The organism is Sphaerisporangium krabiense, assembly GCF_014200435.1.
GTDB classification, from domain to species: Bacteria; Actinomycetota; Actinomycetes; order Streptosporangiales; family Streptosporangiaceae; genus Sphaerisporangium; species Sphaerisporangium krabiense.
The window spans coordinates 4777773-4795637 of the sequence record NZ_JACHBR010000001.1 but is presented as its reverse complement, the minus strand read 5'-3'; the positions used below and the strand labels follow the sequence as shown (position 1 = coordinate 4795637).

The window sequence follows — 17865 nt, the reverse complement described above, 5'->3', positions numbered from 1 at the left end:
CGTCTTCGCGTGAGCAGATTACCGCTCCCCGGCCCCGCGGGCGTCCCCTTCCGGGCCGGGCGGCCACGCACCTCTCGTCCGCCCGTATCCGGAGCGCGGCGCGGCGTCCGGACACCCCGGGAGGGCGGATCGCCGTCGTCCGAGGGGACCGAGGGACAAATCCACACCACCCATGGCGCCCTATTGACCTACCGCTTCATAGCCTCTATGACGTGAAATGGGTCGACAGCAGAGGATTCGAGGTCGAGGCCCTGGTTCTCGGCAACCGGCCTTGGCTGCGCGTGCGCAGGGGGCGGGAGTACGTCGCCTACTACACCGATGTGGCCGAGTTGTCCCGGCACCTCGACCTCGCCGACCTGGTCCGGAGCGACTGATCTTCGCGGCGGACGCGGCCGGGACGTACAGTGGCGCCCGGAGGAGAGGGAGGAGCCGCGGGTGCTGAAGTGGGACACTCTGTCACCGGGGGAGAAAAGAGCGGCGGTCGCCCTCGCGGCGATGCTCCCCGGTTATGTCAACGCCGTCTTCGTCGCCGAACACCTCGCCGAGGCGATCGCCTGGCGCCGCGGCGAACTCACCGACGAGCAGTTGCTCGAACGCACCGGCTGGGCCTTCAACGCCACCCCGGAGCAGTACGCCGACATGGCCCTCAGATCCGCCAGACGGGCCGGCGTGGATCCCGTGGAGTGGCTCGACGCGATGAAGGGCGCCTACGAGGAGCAGCGCGCCATCGCCGCCGAACTGGAGGCACGGGAAACACCCCGCCGCACCCGGCGCGGCGCGCGGGACTCGGACTTCTGGGAGATCGTCAACGCCAACACCTGGCCCGACATCTCCGACGAACCCACGCCGTAGCGTGGTGACGGCCGTCAGAGAGAGGGCGGCTGGGCGGTCTAGGTGAGCGAGGGGCGAATGGGGATCAGCGACCGGCCGGCCGCGCGGGTGGTGTGCGTGGACGGGTGGGGACGGGTGCTGCTGCTCCACTGGCATGACGTCGTCAGCGGCCGGACGTTCTGGGAGCCGCCGGGCGGCGGGATCGATCCCGGGGAGACTCCGCTAGAGGCCGCGCGCAGGGAACTCGCGGAGGAGACCGGCCTCCCCGGCGACGCGGTGATCGACATGTGGGTGCCGGTCGAGCGCGACTACCACTGGCTCGGCGTCCACTACGTCAAGGTGGAGCCGTTCTACCTCGCCCGCTTCGCCGGCACCCCGCGGGTCGCCCCGGCCACGCTGACCCACGAGGAGCGGGACACCCTCCTCGGTCACGCCTGGCACACCCTGGACGAGATCGCGGCCCTGCCCGATGCCCTCGAACCGCCCACTCTCGTGGAGGTCACGCGCCTGCTGTGCGACCCGCAGGGGTGACCGGCCGGTTCAGGCCTCGCGCAGGGCCGTGACGACGTCCTGGTCCTCCGGGTCGAGGTCGTGGGCGCGGCGCAGGTCGGCCAGCGCCTCGGCCTCCCTGCCGAGCCCTCTGCGCGCGACGGCCCGGTTGAAATAGAGGGCAGCGTCCTCGCCCAGCTCGATCGCGCGGGACAGGTCCGCCACCGCGCCGTCGAGGTCCCCGGTCTCGTATCGCAGGCCCGCGCGGCCCGCCCAGGCCGCGACGAGGGCGGGCGCGGACGCCAGTGCCGCGTCGAAAGCCTCGCGCGCCCGGGTGAAGTCCTCCGCCGAGGTTTCGAGCTGGCCGAGCACGCAGAGCAGGTGCGGGTTGCCCGGGGCCAGGGAGAGCCCGGCCGTGACATCGGCCCTGGCGGCCTCGTCCAGTCCGAGCTCGGCCAGCAGGCCCGCCCGGTTGATGTAGGCGTCCAGGTAGGCGGGGTCGAGCTCCAGCACACGGTCCAGGTCGGCGCGGGCGCGTCCGAGGTCGCCCACGGCCAGCAGGACCTGCGCGCGGTTGTAGTGGCCCTCGGGCAGGGGCGGGCTGAGCCGGATCGCGGCGTCGTAGTCGGCGAGCGCGTCGTCCGTGCGGCCCATCTGGAACAGCAGGTTGCCGCGGTCCAGGTGGTAGTCCGGGTAGTCGGGGTCCATGGCCACCGCGGTGTCCAGGTCCTCCAGGGCCTCCTCCGGGTGCCCCAGCACGCCGAGGAGCTGCGCGCGGTTGGCGTGCAGGATCATGCGGTGGACGAGGTGCCTGCCGGGGGGCAGGTCCGTCTCGGCGAGCTTGATGGCCGACTCCACCAGCGTCAGCGCCTGGTCGGGCCGGCCGGCGCGCATCTCGATCAGGGCCTTGCCGTTGAGGTCGAAGCCGAGCTTGAAGGCCCGCACGGTCCGGTCGGGCAGCAGCGTCGAGATCGCGATGGCCTCGTTGACCCAGCCCTGGGCTCGGCCGATGTCGCGGCGCGCGGGGTCGGGGTGCCGCGCGTCCAGCATCGCGGCGCCGTAGGCCGACGCCGAGTGGACCTCGGGGTCCAGGCTCGTGCGGCGGGCCCGCTCGTACAGGTCCCGCGCCTCGTCCCTGCGGCCGATCCCGGCCAGCGCGGTGGCCGCGCCCTGGATGAGGTTCCACCAGCGGCCCGTGGCGGGTTCGGCCAGTGCCAGCCCGCGCAGCCCGAAATCGGCGGCGGCGTCCAGGAACCCCTCGCCGAGGCAGTGGTCGAGGGCCGCCCACAGCGCCTCGACGCCGGCTCCGGAGGGGTCGCTCCCGTGCTCGCGGTGGTAGGGAATCGCCCCTAGATGGGAGGACCGCCCGCCGGTGGCGGCCAGCAGGTCGGCACGGCCGTCGTGCAGGCGGGCGCGCTCCTCCGGGGACAGCGCGTGGTAGGCGGCGAGGGCGCGCGGATCGTCCAGGGCGCCGTCGGAGGCGACATATCGGCCCGCGAGATCGCCCGATTTCCCCTCGACCGATAAATCGGCTTTTATCGCATGTCCCATAAACCAATCCGGCGGCGCTTCATACGAGCACGCGACAATCGTCACACGGTCCGGATCGAAACGCCGCGCGAGCGTCTGGAGAAGTTCGCGATCGGTCTCGTCGGCCTCGTCCACGTTGTCCGCCACGACCGTCCGGAGCCGTACGCCGCAGTCCCGGATGAGTTCGGCGATACCGTTCGCGATCCGCAGCGTGCGGCGCGGGGCGGGCACGAGGATGCGCTCCTCGTCCGGCAGCCGGGTGTAGAGCGGGGCACGGCGGGCGGGCACCCGGTCGCGCAGATCGGGTGCCGCCGCTCGGATCTCGATGTCGTGCGCCGCCACGACGCCGGGCGCGCGGGCGAGGGCCGCGGGCACCAGGGCCTGGAGCAGCGCTCCCCCGAAGCCGTACGGCCCGCGCGGCCGCCGGTGCGCGTCCAGCACGGGGACCGGCCATCCGGGCAGCCCGAGCCCGTCCAGGACCCTCCGGCGGTCCCGCGAGGTTCCGCCGTGGACCCAGAGGTGACCGGGACGGGCCCTCACCCCTTGTGGATCGCGCTGGCGCTGCCGGTGAGATGGACCATGCCAGGCTTGCGGACGACGATCTTCTTCATCGGGTGCCCTCTCATCAGGTCTCCGGCTACAAAGACCTAATTATGGAACACATCTATAAATCCGCAAGCATTACGGTCGAAATCACCCGGATATAGTGCATATATTACGCCTTACCGGTAAGTTGCGATGACCGGTCCGGCGCCAGCGTCTTCTCGCCGTAAACGACCACCTGCCCGCCCCTCTCCTCGCGGCGCACTTCACGCCAGCCGTACTTCCGATATAGCTCCAGCGCCGCGCCCTGGGACAGCGTCGTGTCCCCGCGCAGCCTGCCATAGCCGAGGCGCAGGGCCGACGCCTCCAGCGCGTCGATGATCCGCGTGCCGAACCCGCGCCGCTGGAAGTCGGGGTGCACGCGCAGCCGGCACAGCTCGGCGGTCTCGTCGTCGACGCGCCGCAGGCCGCCCATGGCCACGATGCCGGCGCCCTCCACCTCGCCGACCAGGAACTCGCCCCGGTCGGCCAGGTAGATCTCGGTGATCCGAGGGATGTCGTCCTCGTAGTAGACCCCGTCCCCCAGGATGATCCCGACCTGGGCGAGACAGGTGCGGTGCAGCTCCCAGACGGCGTCCCGATCCGACCAGCGATACCGCCTGAGCACAAGCGTCATGCATCGACCTCCGCGGCAGCGGAGGACGCGTCCGTGGCCGGGGGGGTGAGCTTCGCGAGCTGGTCGACGAAGTCGCGCAACCCGTCCACGGCGCCGCACTTGGCCTCGATCGCGCGGGCGAGGTCGGCGGCGCGGCGCACGATGATGTCCGTGCGGAAGTCCTCCCCGACCTGCTGGACCGCCTTCTGGCCGAGCCGCAGCGCCTCCGCGCCGTCGCCTTCGAGGAGCCGGCAGTGCGCCTGGTCGAACCTGATGAGCGTCTGGTCGAGCAGGTCGCCGTCGTACTTCTCCAGCGCCTGCTCCAGGATCAGGTCGGCCTCGACGGTCTGGCCGAGGCGCGTGAGCGCGTCGCCCTGGTGGAAGTAGAGTTGCCGCTCGGTGTAGCCGAAGACGGTGTCCTCCTGCTGGGCGGGGGTCATCTGGGCGAAGGCCGCGCGGGCCCGGGCGAGCGCGCGCTTGGCCTGGTCGACCACGTCCTTCTTGCCGCCGGCGTTCGCGAGCATGGACAGCGCCCTGGCCTCCACGACGGGGGCCATGGCCTTGGCCGCGCACGGGGTCTGGCCGGCGAGGTCGCGGCTCTTCTTGGCCAGGTTGAGGGCCTCGCGCGGGTCTCCGTAGAACAGGGGCACGAGGGCCTCGCGGGCGGTGACCCAGGCGCGCAGCGCGCGGTCGCCCGTCTCGTCCGCCGCGGTGCGGGAGGTGCGGAAGAACGAGCGGGCCAGGCGCTGGTCGCCCAGGTCGATCATGATGATGCCGGCCAGCCCCGCCAGACGGGCGGCCAGGGCGCACAGCCGCTCCTGGAGGTCGATCGGCTGGTGGCGCTCCATCGCCTGCCGGACGGTGCTGAACTCCAGGAGCACGTCGCAGAGCTGGCGGAGCGGCGGGGTGTTCATGTACTGCCGTCCGAAAGAGGCAGCCGCCTCTTCCCAGTGATCGAGCATCGCCGGGGACACGGTGGTCGACACCAGGGTCTCGTCCATGCGCCTGCGGATGTTGTCGGCCGCGCCGAGCACGGAGTCGTTCAGCGGGAGCGTCGATCCGGCGATCATCGCCAGCAGCGTCCTACGTAACACGTTCTCGTCCTCCTCACCCCCGTCCGCGGAGGAGTCGCTGAGCGGTTTTGTCCACAGCTCACGCGTATCGGGGGAATTTTCGGGTTTGACCTCTTTGAGGCCGCCCCGCACGACGCCCGGCATTCGGTGGCCATGGCCACAGATGCACGGGCCGTCGTATCCGAGGGCGGCCGGCTCGACCCGGTAGACGGAACACAGATAGTGGAGGTACTCGGGCCCGGGGCGCTTCAGCCCGCTTTCGTACGCGCTGAGAAGCGTTTCCCCGATGCCGGGAGCGGGCTTGCCGTCACGATCGAACAGGGCGCGCACCTGTTCGATCACATCGGCAAGGGCGACCCCGTGCGCGAGACGGTGTGATTTGATTCGAGTTGTCCCGAAATGGGGGGAACACTCTTCATAAATCTCCTCGGCGATTCGGGCCGTGCTACGGCCGACCGCGAGGCCGCGGGCCCGGGCGCGCCGGGCCGTCTCCGTTTCCTTGTGCTGTCTGCCGGACATCCCGGCCCCTCCCTTGCGGCCAGCCGCTCATGCTGGTCACATATCCCGACCGGTCCCTACACCTGTGATGACGCAGCATCACTGCCGGGTTACGCTGCGTCTATTGAGAATGATGGACCAGTTATGACCGCCCGTGAAAGGACGTTAGAAGCTGCTGGCATAGAATCGTCCCCCGCCGGGGACGTTCTTTCAACCCACTTGAAATAACCTCACACCCGACCACCGGTGAAGCTTCGTTGACCCACCGGCGCTCGTGAGTCAGATTTGGCCAACCAGCCGCGATTCGCCGCGGATTAACACCGCGGGAAATCGCTGGAGACGAGGAAGGCTCCGAGTGGACGACAGCTTCCAGCACCTCGAACGCCTGGCCGACGAGCTCGACGCTCGCGGGCTGCTCGCCAGGGTGGTGCGCACACAGTCGGGACGGGCGTTCGTCCGCGTGATCAACCCGAACGCCACGACCCTGACCGAGAACGTCACCTGCCGGGCGCAGGCGACTCCCGCGTACTACTGGTGGTCATGGGGCGAGCGCATGCACAAGGCGGACGACCCCGCGGGGGCGGCGACGAAGGTCGCACGAGTGCTGGCCGCGGTGAGCGAATAGGCACGTGGTGGACGCGATGCAGCGCAGTCATCGCGACCACCCGCGCCACACCGCGGCTCTTCGGGGTCGGCGGGGCGTCCGGTGCGGAGCGCTCCGGACCGTGGAGACACGGCCAGAGCGCTGGGCGCCCCGCCGGCTCCGTATGGTTTACCGGAACATTTCGGAAAACCCGCATACGTGCCCACACAACGGCGTCTGAGTACGTATAACCCCTTATCGGATAAGGGCCCCATTTCACGGGCGCAGCGGATGATTTCCGGCGCTCAACTGAACCGATTCAGGCCCGTGATCTTCCGCCGGCGGCCCCCTGAAGCAGCCTCCGGACGCGGACGCCCTCCGTGCCCGGTGGTGATCGGGAGAACCCCGATCGGAAACGGCGCGGGACACGCTTCCGGGTGCGTGTCCCGTCCGAGCCGTACGTCACCGGGGTGTCCGGGCCCGCCCTCCGCGGCCCCGGGCCGGGCACTCCCGTCTTCCCCGGCGCGATGTGGCGGCGGCCGGGCCGGTCGGCGAAGGCACTTCGGTCAAGTACCGTTCCTTGTAGGTCAAGTACCGATGATCGTCCTCGCCGACCGACCCGATCCGAAGGGGATCAACCGCGTGTTCCTGCTGGCCCCCAGCCCGACGCCCGCCCCGACGCCCGATCCGATCACGGAGTTCGGGGTCAATTTTCTGAAAGGTTGCGGCGGTAACGGTCGCGACGACGCCGTCTGTGCGACGCTGCTGAACGTGCTACCACCCGAGTGGGCGTCCCCTGTGGCGTGGGTCATCAGCATCGCGCTCATCGTCGTCGTCGCCCTGATCATCCGGGCGCTGCTGAACCGGCTGATCGACCGGGTGATCCGGCGTGCCGCCGACGGCGTTATGCCCGAGCGGCTGCGGTTCCGGGCGGCCACCCCCATGGACGGGGCCGCCGCCGTGCTCACCGAGCGGCGACGCCAGCGGGCCGAGACGCTCGGGTCCGTCCTCAGCAGCCTGGTCACCGCCGTCGTCTTCGGCACCGCGGGCCTCATGGTCCTCGGACGCTTCGGGCTGGACCTGGCCCCGATCCTCACCAGCGTCGGCATCCTCGGCATCGCGGTCGGGTTCGGCGCCCAGGAACTGGTCAAGGACTTCATCGCCGGCATGTTCATGCTCGTGGAGGACCAGTACGGCGTCGGCGACCTGATCGACACCGGCGTGGCCGCCGGCACCGTCGAGGCCGTCACGCTCCGGATCACCCGCCTGCGGGACGTCGACGGCCGGGTCTGGTACGTGCGCAACGGCACGATCAACCGGGTCGGCAACGAGTCGCAGGGCTGGTCGCGGGCGCTCGTGGACGTGCCCGTGGCCTACGAGTCGGACGTCACCGCCGTCCGCGAGATCCTCAAGAAGATCTCCTCGGACATCTGGGAGGACCCGGAGTTCCGGGACGTCGCACTGGTCGAGGAGCCCCAGGTGTACGGGCTGGAGCAGATCTCCGCCGCGGCGGTGATCTTCCGGATCACCGTGAAGACCGTGCCCACCCATCAGGCCGAGGTGGCCAGGGAGCTTCGCGTGCGGGTCAAGGCCGAGCTCGACCACGCCGGGATTCCCCTCGCCAGTGTCTGAGTAGGCTTGTGAGCGTGTCCGCTACTTCTCCGGAATCCATCTCGTTCTACGACGCCGTGGGCGGCTCGGAGGCGTTCGAGCGCCTGGTGCGCCGCTTCTACGAGGGCGTCGCGGAAGATCCCCTGCTGCGCCCGCTGTACCCCGAGGAGGATCTCACCGGCGCCGAAGAGCGCCTACGCCTCTTCCTGATCCAGTACTGGGGCGGCCCCAGCACGTACGGCGAGCGCCGCGGCCACCCCCGGCTGCGCATGCGGCACGTGCCGTTCGTGATCGGCCCGGCCGAACGGGACGCCTGGCTGCGGCACATGCGGGACGCCGTCGATTCGCTGGAACTCCCCGAGGAGCTCTCCGCCAAGCTCTGGCACTACCTCGAGTACGCCGCGCAGAGCCTCGTCAACAACCCCTGAGCCACGGTCTCGGGACGCGCCCGGCATGTGCCCGGGAACGCGATGGCGGGCCCGGTCTCGGACCGGGCCCGCCATCGTGGTTCGTGTCAGTCGCGGGTGAGCTTGCGGTAGGTCACGCGGTGGGGGCGCGCCGCCTCAAGGCCCAGCCGTTCGATCTTGTTCTTCTCGTAGTCGGCGTAGTTGCCCTCGAACCAGAACCAGTTCGAGCCGCCCTCCCAGGCCAGGATGTGGGTCGCGATGCGGTCCAGGAACCAGCGGTCGTGGGAGGTGATCACCGCACAGCCCGGGAACTCCAGCAGGGCGTTCTCCAGGCTGGACAGGGTCTCGGTGTCGAGGTCGTTGGTGGGCTCGTCCAGCAGCAGGACGTTGCCGCCCTGCTTGAGGGTGAGCGCCAGGTTCAGGCGGTTGCGCTCGCCGCCGGACAGGATGCCCGCCGGCTTCTGCTGGTCGGGGCCCTTGAAGCCGAACGCCGCGATGTAGGCCCGCGAGGGCATCTCGACGTGGCCGACCTTGATGTGGTCGAGCTCGTCGGAGACGACCTGCCAGACGTTCTTGTCCGGGGCGATGTTGCTGCGGCCCTGGTCCACGTAAGAGATCTTGACGGTGTCGCCGATCGTGATCGCGCCGGAGTCCGGGGTCTCGGCGGACATGATCATGCGGAAGAGCGTGGTCTTGCCGACGCCGTTCGGGCCGATGATGCCGACGATGCCGTTGCGGGGCAGGTCGAAGCTCAGCCCCTCCATGAGGACGCGGTCACCGAAGCCCTTGGTCAGGCCGTTCGCCCGGATGACCGTGGTGCCGAGGCGCGGGCCCGGCGGGATCTGGATCTCTTCGAAGTCGAGCTTGCGGTACTTGTCGGCCTCGGCCGCCATCTCTTCGTAGCGCTGCAGACGGGCCCGGCTCTTGGTCTGGCGGGCCCGCGCGTTGGAGCGCACCCACTCGAGCTCGTCCTGCAGGCGCTTCCTGCGCTTGACGTCCTTCTGGCCCTCGACCTTCAGGCGGGCCGCCTTCTGCTCCAGGTAGGTGGAGTAGTTGCCCTCGTAGGGGAAGCAGCGGCCGCGGTCGAGCTCGAGGATCCACGTCGCGACGTTGTCGAGGAAGTAGCGGTCGTGGGTGACGGCCAGGACGGTGCCGGGATACTTCTCCAGGTGCTGCTCCAGCCACTGGACGCTTTCCGCGTCGAGGTGGTTGGTGGGCTCGTCCAGCAGCAGCAGGTCGGGCTGCTCCAGCAGGAGCTTGCACAGCGCGACCCGGCGGCGCTCGCCACCCGACAGCTTGGTGACGTCGGCGTCCGGCGGGGGGCAGCGCAGGGCGTCCATGGCCTGTTCGAGCTGGCTGTCGACGTCCCAGGCGTTGCGGTGGTCGAGGGCCTCCTGCAGCTTGCCCATCTCGTCGAGGAGCGCGTCGCTGTAGTCGGTCGCCATGAGCTCGGCGATCTCTTCGAAGCGGGCCCGCATGGCGAGCACGTCGGCGAGACCCTCCTGGACGTTGCCGAGGACGTTCTTGGACTCGTTGAGCGAGGGCTCCTGCTGCAGCAGGCCGACCGTGAAGCCGGGCATCAGCCGGGCGTCGCCGTTGGACGGCTGCTCCAGACCGGCCATCATCTTCAGAAGCGTGGACTTACCAGTGCCGTTGGGGCCCAGTACACCAATCTTGGCTCCGGGCAGGAAATGCAGCGTGACGTCGTCAAGGACAACCTTGTCGCCGTGCGCCTTGCGCACGCGCTGCATCGTGTAGATGTACTCGGGCATGCTCTTAAGACTAGGGGATTCCGCCATCGGAGTTGTCCGCTCGCGCACGGGGCGGAGGGACGGGCGCGACCGGCAGGCAGATGCGGTCGCGGCCCAGCTCTTTGGCCCGGTAGAGCGCGAGATCGGCGGCGGCGAGCAGCTCGATCAGATCGTCGCCGTGGACGCTCATGATGGCCACCCCGGCGGACACCGTGACCGTGATCATCGCGTCGTCGACGGGGATGGCCATCCTGCCGACGCGGGAGCGCAGGCGCTCGGCGACCCGGCGGGCCTCGCCGATGTCCGCCCGGGGAAGAAGGATCACGAACTCCTCGCCGCCGAACCTGCCCACGACGTCGTAGTCGCGTAGCTGGCTGCGCAGGGCCGTGGCCACGCCGGCGAGCACCTGGTCGCCGACCAGGTGGCCGAAGGTGTCGTTCACCCGCTTGAAGTGGTCGATGTCGACGATGAGCAGGGCCAGCGTCTCGCCGGTGCGGCGGGCGCGGACGATCTCGGTGTCGGCCTCGCGCTGCCAGGCCGTGGCGTTGAGCAGGCCGGTCTTGGCGTCGGTGCGGGCGGCGGCCTTGAGCTGGGCGTGCAGCAGACTGCGTTGCAGGAGCACGACCGGCGGGAGCGTCAGCAGCAGGAGCAGGGGGCTGACCCCGCAGGCGATGGCGACCAGGACGCCGAGGCAGAGCTCCACGACGTCCAGCATGACGCGCTCGCGGTCCCACAGGACGTCGCGCCAGCGGGTGTCGCGGTCGGAGATGTGCAGGGCGGCGGCGATCAAGGCCGTGTTGAGCACCGTGAAGATCACGGCGCAGGCCACGGCCAGCACGATCGGGCCGCCCGACCGCAGCGCGGGCCCCGCCGGAGCGCGCACGAAGGCGTGGAAGACCATCGACGCGACGCCCGCGGCGAGGCCGATGGCGGCGGCGCTGAACACGCGGCGGTACAGGACCGTGGCCCGCACGCGGATCTGCAGCAGGAACTGCAGCGGCAGCGGGGCCAGCAGGGCGTACACCGGGGGCAGCAGCAGGGCCACCGGCAGCCACCACGCCGACAGCAGGTCACGCGAGACGCCGGCCGGCATGCCGAGCCTGCGGGTGGCCTCGATGCAGACGGCGCCGCACGCCACCAGGGCCAGGAAGGTCAGGAACTCGGCCCAGCGGAACGGGGTGGCCATGGCAAGATAGCCCGCGGCCCCCGCGGCGAGGCCCACGGTGGCGCAAAGGTAGAGGACCAGCATGGTGGGCTGAGCCAGCAGCGGCCAGCGGTCGGCTAGCGATAGCACGCCGCCGCGTGGCTCGACCGAGGAATGACCGGGCGCCGTCATCACTTCCCCCACGCTCACATCGGCCAGGACCTGGTGGATGTCTCGACTGTACGTCTCACGATGTGTAACACAATAGTCGCAGAGTGTGCGGGCCGCGAAGAGAACCGCTACGTTGGAGCACTGCGGCCACGCCTCCCCTGTTCGGAGGGGCCGGCCACGATCCGACCGCTCCACGAAAGAGCGGCTCCCCTTCGGGAAAGGAGCAGCCATGGTGCGAGGCATCATCTGGACCTGATCAGATGCACCCACACATCACCCACGGCGGCACCTCGACCGGCGCGCGAGCCGATCTCCACCACCATCGACCACCTATGACCTCCCCGTCTTCGCAGGTCAGGCGGCCAGCCTTCCGGCCGTCTCGACCGGCGTCTCCGGGTCCGCCCCTGTCGTGAGGGCGAGGGACTCCGGTGCGGGGAGCGGATCATCAGCCGTCACGACGCCGCCCGGTGCGACACCACCGGGGCCGGCATCGCCGAGTGCACCATCACCGGACTCGGCGAACGGAAGTTCGATGGGCAGCGGGCGCGGGCTCGCCGGGCGGGGATGTTCGCCCCCGCCCATGACGCCCATGACGCCGATGGCGTCCGCCTGGGCGGGGGCGGTTCGCTGGGGTTTCTCGAAGGCGCTCACGCCGCGTCGCAGGTCGTGGCCGACGGAGACGGCCTCGACCTCGGCGACCGAGCGTTTCTGGCCGTCGCGGTCCAGGGAGCGGATGCGCAGCCTGCCGTGGACGACGACCGGCTGGCCCGCCCTGACCGACCGGGCGACGTTCTCGGCGAGGACCCGGTAGCAGCGGACGACGTAGTAGCTGGTCTCACCGTCGTACCAGGACTGGGTGGGCTTGTCGTAGAGGCGCGGGGTCGAGGCGACGCGCAGCGACGTGACGCGGGGGCCGGCCTCGGCGGTGAACTGCCGGGGCTCGGCGATGACGTTGCCGCTCAGCGTGATGTAGATGTCGTTCATCGTGGTGCCTCCCGTGGCGGACCGGCGCGCGCTGTGCCGCCGGCATGGAGGCCAGCCTGCCCGGGCCCGTCACCCTCCACCGTCACCGAACCACGTTCTGTGGACGGCCCGCCGCCCCGCGCCGTCTCCTGTGGAAAACCCGCGAGGCGGGTCAGCGGCGAACGGAGGAGAGCGCGGCGAAGAACTCGTTGTACCGCGTGAGCTCCTGCTCCACCGGCTTGATCACCATCTCCTTGGAGACGGCCGCGGTACGCCGGCGCATCTCGCGTTCGAGCCGCTCGCGCTCGTTGCCCGCGCCCAGCACCACGAAGTTCCGCCCGGCGACGGCCGAGAGCAGGCCGAGCCCGAGCACGCTGACCAGCATCACGCCGATCCACGGCAGCAGCGCGACGTCCCCGAGCGTCTCCGACGGCGCCCGCCCCAGCTTGAACACCCCGTAGACCAGGATCGCCGCGGCCCAGGCCAGCCCGGCCGCGAACAGCGCCACCAGCAGGTACTGCCAGATCCTCGTCAGCCGCCACCACCCCGGCACGCGGTCGAGGCGCGGGGCGGCCTCCGCCAGTTCCTCGGAGAGGACCTTCGGCAGCCGGTGGAGCTGGGACCGCGCGGCGTCGCGCACCCCGTTGCGCCAGGCCTCCGGCATGCCCGAGGTGAGGCCGTCGGCCAGCGCCTGCACGGCGTTCTCGACCTCGGCGGGCTGGGCGCTCACCGAGGCCGCGGTCACGGCCTTGATCTCGTCCTTGAGGTTGCCGAGGCGCAGGCTGTTCAGCGGATCGGGGCGGAGGCGGGCCGCCCAGCGGGCGAAGGGCCAGCCGATCCAGTCCAGGGAGCGCACGCCGTAGACGTTCTCCATGGCCTCGCCGACGGCGGGGACGCCCACCGCGTCGCTGAGCGCGTCGGTCAGCCCTTCCTGCCTGGCCAGGTCCACGGTGGACTGCACGGCCATGGCCTCGGGCTCCGGCATCACCTTGCCCAGCCGGGCCATGACGCGGTCGAGATCGGCCTCCAGGCGCTCGACGGCGGCCCGGCGCCCGGCGACGGAGTCGGCGAGCACGCTCTTGAGGCTGTTGACACCCCTGCCGGTGACCGCCGAGGTGGGGACGATGCGCGGGTGCTGCACGCCCTCGCGCTTGAGCAGGTCGGACAGGTCGACGACGCACTCGGCCAGCTCTTCCGGCGCCAGACGATCGGCCTGGTTGAGCGCGAACACGGTCACCGCCTCGTGCCCGGCCAGCTCGGCGACGTACTTGCCGTGCGTGGCGGCGTCGGCGTACTTCTGCGGGTCGAGCACCCAGACGATGACGTCCGCGACCTGGATCAGCCGGTCGGCCTCGTGATCGGTGATGGCGCGGATCGAGTCGTGGTCGGGCAGGTCGAGGAGGATCAGCCCGTGGAGCTGGCTCTCTCCCTTGTCCAGGGCGCTGGCGCGGGCGAAGCGGTGCCGCCACTGGATCTGCAGCCAGTCCAGCAAGGGCCCGGCGCCGTCGATGCCCCAGACGCAGGCGTGCGGACGCGCGGTGGTGGGGCGGCGGACGCCCGTCGGGGAGAGCTCCAGCCCGGAGATGCGGTTGAACAGCGAGGACTTGCCGCTGCCCGTGCCGCCCGCGAGCGCCACCACCGTGTGCTCGCCGGACAGTTTGAGACGGTCGCCGGCGCGCAGCAGGAGCCTGCCGCTCTCGGCGAGCAGTTCGGGGTCGATCCGGCCGGGGCCGAGCTCGACGACCTTCGCCAGGGCCGCCAGCCGATGGCCCAGGTCGCTTCGCTCCATCCCGGCGCGTCCGGCGGTGACAGTCATCGGGCGACCTCGAGGTTGTACGTTGCCTGGTAGAGCCGCTTGGCCGCGGCCTCGTCGGGGATTCCCGCCTCGTCGAGAACCTGCACGTATCGCAATGTCTCCTCGTCGAAGAGCACGCTGACACGGGCGCGAAGATCGCTGCGCGCCTTGGTCCCGATGGTGCGCAGCGCGTCGGCGCCGAGCACGCCGCGCAGCAGCCGCTCCGGGAGGGTGCCGGTGCCCGAGGACGCGGCGACCTCCGAACCGCCGTAGCCCAGCAGCCCGATCATGAACACCAGCGCCAGCGACTCCTCGTCGAAGGCGACCAGCTTGGCGACCGAGCGCTTGGCCACGCCGACCGAGCGCACCAGGCCCACCACGTGCTCCTGCCAGGCGCCCACCATGCGGCCGACCCGGCGGACGAACTCCTCGGACGGGCCGTCGAGGCCGGGCGTGCCGGCCAGCCGGTCGCCGACCCCGTCGTGCCGCCGCCAGCGGGAGACGACCTCCTCGGCCGCGTGCTGGCCCGCCGCGACGATGACCGACTCCAGCGCCGCGCGCAGCGCCGTCTTGAAGGCGCGCGAGCGCGCCGGGCCCTGCTGGGACGCCTTGGACGCCAGGCGGCCTGGACGGCGCAGGTGCAGCGTGCGCATCAGGTCGCCCGAGCCGGCGAAGTCCTGCCAGCGGGCGAGCACCTCGCCGCGCATGAGCGACCCGTCGGTCGTGGCCTGGTCGATCTGGGCGAGCGCGGCCATGTAGGCGGCGTCCACGTCGGTGCGCAGCTCGGAGCGGAACGCGACCTGGGCCTCCAGGTGCCGGGCCAGGGCGGGGACCCGCGCGCGGAAGCTGTTCATCACGCCGTCGAGGGTCGCCTGGACGGCCTGCTCGCGCCGCTGCTCGTCCACCGACAGCTCGGTGAGCCACATGCGCAGCTCGGCCACGTCGTCCTCCGGCAGGCGCCCGCCGGTCACCGTGGACTCGTTGACCACGAACCGCTCGACGTCACCGAGGCCGTACTCCTGCAGCATGCGGGCGAAGTGCTTGTCGATCACCTCGCGGGACTTCGGCGGCACGCGGGACAGCACGATGGCGAGGCGCGCGCCCCGTTCCTTGGCGCGGCGCAGCACGTTCCACGAGGGGGCGTCGGCGTAGCGCGCGGCGGTCGTGACGAAGACCCACAGGTCGGCCGCGTCGAGCATGCGGTGGGCGATCTCGTGGTGCGTCTCGACCACCGAGTCGATGTCGGGCGTGTCGAGCAGCGCCACCCCCTCGGGGAGCCTCTCGGTGGTGGCGAGGACCAGGGTTTCGAGGGAGCTGTCCGTGCCGGGCCGGTCCACGCGGATCATGCCGCCGAGGACGTCGCCCTTGGCGAACCAGTCGCGGTCGTCGGGGTGGCAGGCCAGCACCGGGGTGCCGGTGGTGGGACGGCGCACGCCCGTGGCGCTCACCTTGGCCGCGGCGAGGGTGTTGACCAGCGTGGACTTGCCCGCGCCCGTCGAGCCCACGACGACGATCAGGGCGGGCGCGACGCTCATGTGCACGCGCGGGATCACGTAGTTCCCGAGCTGGGCGAGCAGTTCGGCCTGGGCCTTGCGCGCCTCCTCGACCCCGGGGACGTCCAGGCCGAGGCGCAGGCCGGTGACGCTGTCGCGCAGGTTGGACAGCGCGACGGTGAGGGCCCGGGAGACGGGCTTGGGCAGCGGCACCTCACGGACGCGCTCGCCCGTCTCGGGCGACTCGGCCGCGGCCTCGACGTCCTCCGGCGAGTCGGGCGCGTCCTCGTCCAGGCCGGGCGCGTCCGAGCCGGCCACATCGGCGTCCGCCGCATCGGCGTCCACGTCGGCCGCGTCCACGTCGGCCGCGTCCTGGTCCTTCGCGTCCGCGTCGGCCGGTGCCGTGCCGGGCACATCTGCGTCAGTCGCATCCGTGTCGGGCGCATCCGTGTCGGCTGCCTCTGCCGCGTCGGCCCGCTCGGCGGCATCGGCCGCGTCCGTACGGTCGTCCGGGTCCGCCGCGTCCGGCTGATCATCGGGGTCGGCCGCGTCCGTCACGTCCGTGAGCTCGTCCGGGTCGGCCACGTCCGCCGGATGGGCCGGGTCCGCCGCTTCCGTGACGTCGTCCGCCGTGTCGGCTTCCTGAGGCCCTTCCTCGTCCTCAGGACGGTCCGCGTCTTCAGAAGCCTGAGCCTCCGCGACGTCCTCGGGGTCCGCCGCGTTCTCGGCGTCTTCGGCGTCTTCGGCGTCTTCGGCCTTCTCGGCGTCCGTGGGCTCGGGCGCGTCGCGGGCGTCCTCCCGGTCCTCCTCGACCCTGATGGCCTGGAAGGTAATGGTCTGTTCCTCCGGGACCTCGGGGGCGTCGTTCCCCCCGGTCACCATGTCCCCCGACCGCTCGGTGTGCTCATCGGCGCACTCCGTCTTCCTCGCAGCCGATTTCACGGAACCCGCTCCGCTCGCACCATCTTGATCTCCTGGCCGACCCTGACGACGTCACCGACGACCACGATCGCCGGAGGCCGCGTCCCAGCGGCGATCACGCGCTCCGCCACCGTGGAAAGGTCGGCATACAGAGCTCGCTGGGTCGGAAGAGTACCGTCCTGTACCACCATCACGGGTGTTTCCGGCGAACGTCCCTCTCGTATGAGTGTGTGGGCGATCGCGGCTATTCGCTCAACAGCCATCAGAAGTACCAGGGTTCCTGGTGATCTCGCCAGTCCCGGCCAGTCAACAGTTGATCTCGGATCCTCGGGCGCCACGTGAACGGAGATCACGTGGAACTCCTGGCTCACCCCGCGGTGGGTCACCGGCACGCCCTCGGCGGCGGGCACCGCGACCGCGCTCGTCACGCCGGGGACCACCAGGACGGGGATCCCGGCCCGCGCGCAGGCCAGCATCTCTTCGCCGCCGCGGCCGAACACGAACGGATCGCCGCCCTTGAGCCGGACGACGAACCTGCCGCGCCGCGCGTGCTCGACCAGCAGCTCGTTGATCTTCTCCTGGGCCAGGTAGCGGCCGTACGGGATCTTGGCGGCGTCGATGAGCTCGACGTCGGGGGCCAGCTCGTCCAGCAGGGCCCGGGGCGCCAGCCGGTCGGCGACGACGACGTCGGCCTGGGCGAGAAGCTGCCGCCCGCGCACGGTGATCAGGCCCGGGTCGCCGGGGCCGCCGCCCACCAGCGCGACCCCGACGGGCTTGGTGCGGTTGCGCCGGGCGTCGACGGTGCCGTCGCGCAGCGCTCCGACCACGGCGTCCCGGATGCCGGCCGCGCGGCGGGGATCGCCGCCGGCCGTGACGGCCACGCTGATCTCGTCGACCCTGCCGCTCGCGGGAGTCCAGGCGGCGGAGGCGTCGCGGTCGTCGGCGCGCACGCACCAGATGCGCTTGGCCTCGGCCTCGGCGGCGACGGCGGCGTTCGCGGCGCGGTCGGAGGTGCAGGCGTGGACGAGCCAGGCGCCGTCGCAGTCGCCCACCTGGTAGGTCCGGCGCTCCCAGGTGACGGCGCCGTCGGCGATGAGGTCGTCGAGGGCGGGGGTCACGCTCGGGGACACCAGGACGACCGACGCGCCCGCGTCCAGGAGGGCGGGAACCCTGCGCTGGGCCACGCGCCCGCCGCCGACGACGAGCACGCGCCTGCCGTCGAGACGGAGACCGAGCAGGTAGGGCGACGACATGGGGACGGTGTTCCCTTTCCCGGGACGTGGCGGAACCGTTGTGCGTGGAGTAAACCTACAGGCCCGGCGCGGCCGGGGACACGGCTCGGTCCGGTGGGCGGCCTCCGTCCCCGTCGGGCTCGGGGGTGCCGGTGTAGGGCATCAAGGTCCAATC

14 protein-coding genes and 1 pseudogene are annotated in these 17865 nt (G+C 71.1%); 6 read left to right on the top strand and 9 right to left on the bottom strand.

The genetic code is table 11. The annotated features are described in order from the left end of the window. Nucleotides 1-212: 212 nt before the first annotated feature. The 3 genes from BJ981_RS21195 to BJ981_RS21185 all read left to right on the top strand — a co-directional run bounded on the left by BJ981_RS21195 (nt 213) and on the right by BJ981_RS21185 (nt 1362). Nucleotides 213-374: a hypothetical protein gene (locus tag BJ981_RS21195; protein WP_184613027.1), complete on the top strand. Its 162-nt coding sequence runs from the start codon at nt 213-215 to the stop codon at nt 372-374. Nucleotides 375-435: 61 nt separating this feature from the next. Beyond that, on the top strand, nt 436-852 hold the full coding sequence (locus tag BJ981_RS21190) for a hypothetical protein (protein ID WP_184613026.1): 417 nt from the start codon (nt 436-438) through the stop codon (nt 850-852). Between the two features lie 57 nt (nt 853-909). Further along, on the top strand, nt 910-1362 hold the full coding sequence (locus BJ981_RS21185) for an NUDIX hydrolase (protein ID WP_184613025.1): 453 nt from the start codon (nt 910-912) through the stop codon (nt 1360-1362). A 9-nt stretch (nt 1363-1371) separates the two neighbouring features. Here BJ981_RS21185 and BJ981_RS21180 read toward each other — a convergent pair whose 3' ends face one another. The 3 genes from BJ981_RS21180 to BJ981_RS21170 form a co-directional block, all read right to left on the bottom strand. After that, a complete protein-coding gene (locus BJ981_RS21180) occupies nt 1372-3390 on the bottom strand; it encodes a tetratricopeptide repeat protein (RefSeq protein WP_184613024.1) in 2019 nt (672 codons plus the stop codon). Nucleotides 3391-3565: 175 nt separating this feature from the next. Then, complete coding sequence (locus tag BJ981_RS21175; protein WP_184613023.1) at nt 3566-4069, bottom strand: GNAT family N-acetyltransferase; 504 nt, start codon at nt 4067-4069, stop codon at nt 3566-3568. After that, a complete protein-coding gene (locus BJ981_RS21170) occupies nt 4066-5640 on the bottom strand; it encodes an NsdA family TPR-like regulatory protein (RefSeq protein WP_184613022.1) in 1575 nt (524 codons plus the stop codon). The genes BJ981_RS21175 and BJ981_RS21170 overlap by 4 nt, the downstream gene beginning before the upstream one ends. Nucleotides 5641-5974: 334 nt before the next feature. Between BJ981_RS21170 and BJ981_RS21165 the strand changes: the two genes are divergently transcribed. The 3 genes and pseudogenes from BJ981_RS21165 to BJ981_RS21155 form a co-directional block, all read left to right on the top strand. After that, on the top strand, nt 5975-6244 hold the full coding sequence (locus BJ981_RS21165) for a hypothetical protein (RefSeq protein WP_184613021.1): 270 nt from the start codon (nt 5975-5977) through the stop codon (nt 6242-6244). 729 nt (nt 6245-6973) lie between these two features. Next, on the top strand, nt 6974-7834 hold the full coding sequence (locus tag BJ981_RS21160; RefSeq protein ID WP_239139776.1) for a mechanosensitive ion channel family protein: 861 nt from the start codon (nt 6974-6976) through the stop codon (nt 7832-7834). Nucleotides 7835-7872: 38 nt separating this feature from the next. After that, a pseudogene (locus BJ981_RS21155) lies at nt 7873-8238 on the top strand (globin); the annotation flags it as partial. Nucleotides 8239-8327: 89 nt separating this feature from the next. On the opposite strand, the gene ettA reads toward BJ981_RS21155, so the two are convergent. From ettA to cobA, 6 genes are all read right to left on the bottom strand, one after another. Next, nucleotides 8328-9992: an energy-dependent translational throttle protein EttA gene (ettA, locus tag BJ981_RS21150; protein ID WP_184613019.1), complete on the bottom strand. Its 1665-nt coding sequence runs from the start codon at nt 9990-9992 to the stop codon at nt 8328-8330. Between the two features lie 10 nt (nt 9993-10002). After that, nucleotides 10003-11265 (bottom strand): GGDEF domain-containing protein, encoded by a 1263-nt coding sequence (locus BJ981_RS21145; RefSeq protein ID WP_239139775.1) that lies wholly within the window; start codon nt 11263-11265, stop codon nt 10003-10005. 375 nt (nt 11266-11640) lie between these two features. Then, nucleotides 11641-12270, bottom strand: a complete 630-nt coding sequence (locus tag BJ981_RS21140; protein WP_184613017.1) for a single-stranded DNA-binding protein — start codon at nt 12268-12270, stop codon at nt 11641-11643. Nucleotides 12271-12421: 151 nt separating this feature from the next. After that, nucleotides 12422-14065, bottom strand: a complete 1644-nt coding sequence (locus BJ981_RS21135) for a GTPase (protein ID WP_239139774.1) — start codon at nt 14063-14065, stop codon at nt 12422-12424. Then, nucleotides 14062-16479 (bottom strand): GTPase, encoded by a 2418-nt coding sequence (locus BJ981_RS21130; protein ID WP_239139773.1) that lies wholly within the window; start codon nt 16477-16479, stop codon nt 14062-14064. Before BJ981_RS21130 ends, BJ981_RS21135 begins: the two co-directional genes overlap by 4 nt. After that, entirely contained in the window at nt 16476-17711 is a 1236-nt protein-coding gene (gene cobA / locus BJ981_RS21125) for a uroporphyrinogen-III C-methyltransferase (protein ID WP_184613016.1), read from the bottom strand. The genes BJ981_RS21130 and cobA overlap by 4 nt, the downstream gene beginning before the upstream one ends. Nucleotides 17712-17865: the final 154 nt, after the last annotated feature.

What these genes read in the sequence shown, in the direction of transcription:
- BJ981_RS21185 (WP_184613025.1), top strand. Translation starts at nt 910, where the DNA reads ATGGGGATCAGCGACCGGCCGGCCGCGCGGGTGGTGTGCGTGGACGGG.
- BJ981_RS21175 (WP_184613023.1), bottom strand. Translation starts at nt 4,069, where the DNA reads ATGACGCTTGTGCTCAGGCGGTATCGCTGGTCGGATCGGGACGCCGTC.
- BJ981_RS21170 (WP_184613022.1), bottom strand. Translation starts at nt 5,640, where the DNA reads ATGTCCGGCAGACAGCACAAGGAAACGGAGACGGCCCGGCGCGCCCGG.
- ettA (WP_184613019.1), bottom strand. Translation starts at nt 9,992, where the DNA reads ATGCCCGAGTACATCTACACGATGCAGCGCGTGCGCAAGGCGCACGGC.
- BJ981_RS21140 (WP_184613017.1), bottom strand. Translation starts at nt 12,270, where the DNA reads ATGAACGACATCTACATCACGCTGAGCGGCAACGTCATCGCCGAGCCC.
- BJ981_RS21135 (WP_239139774.1), bottom strand. Translation starts at nt 14,065, where the DNA reads ATGACTGTCACCGCCGGACGCGCCGGGATGGAGCGAAGCGACCTGGGC.
- cobA (WP_184613016.1), bottom strand. Translation starts at nt 17,711, where the DNA reads ATGTCGTCGCCCTACCTGCTCGGTCTCCGTCTCGACGGCAGGCGCGTG.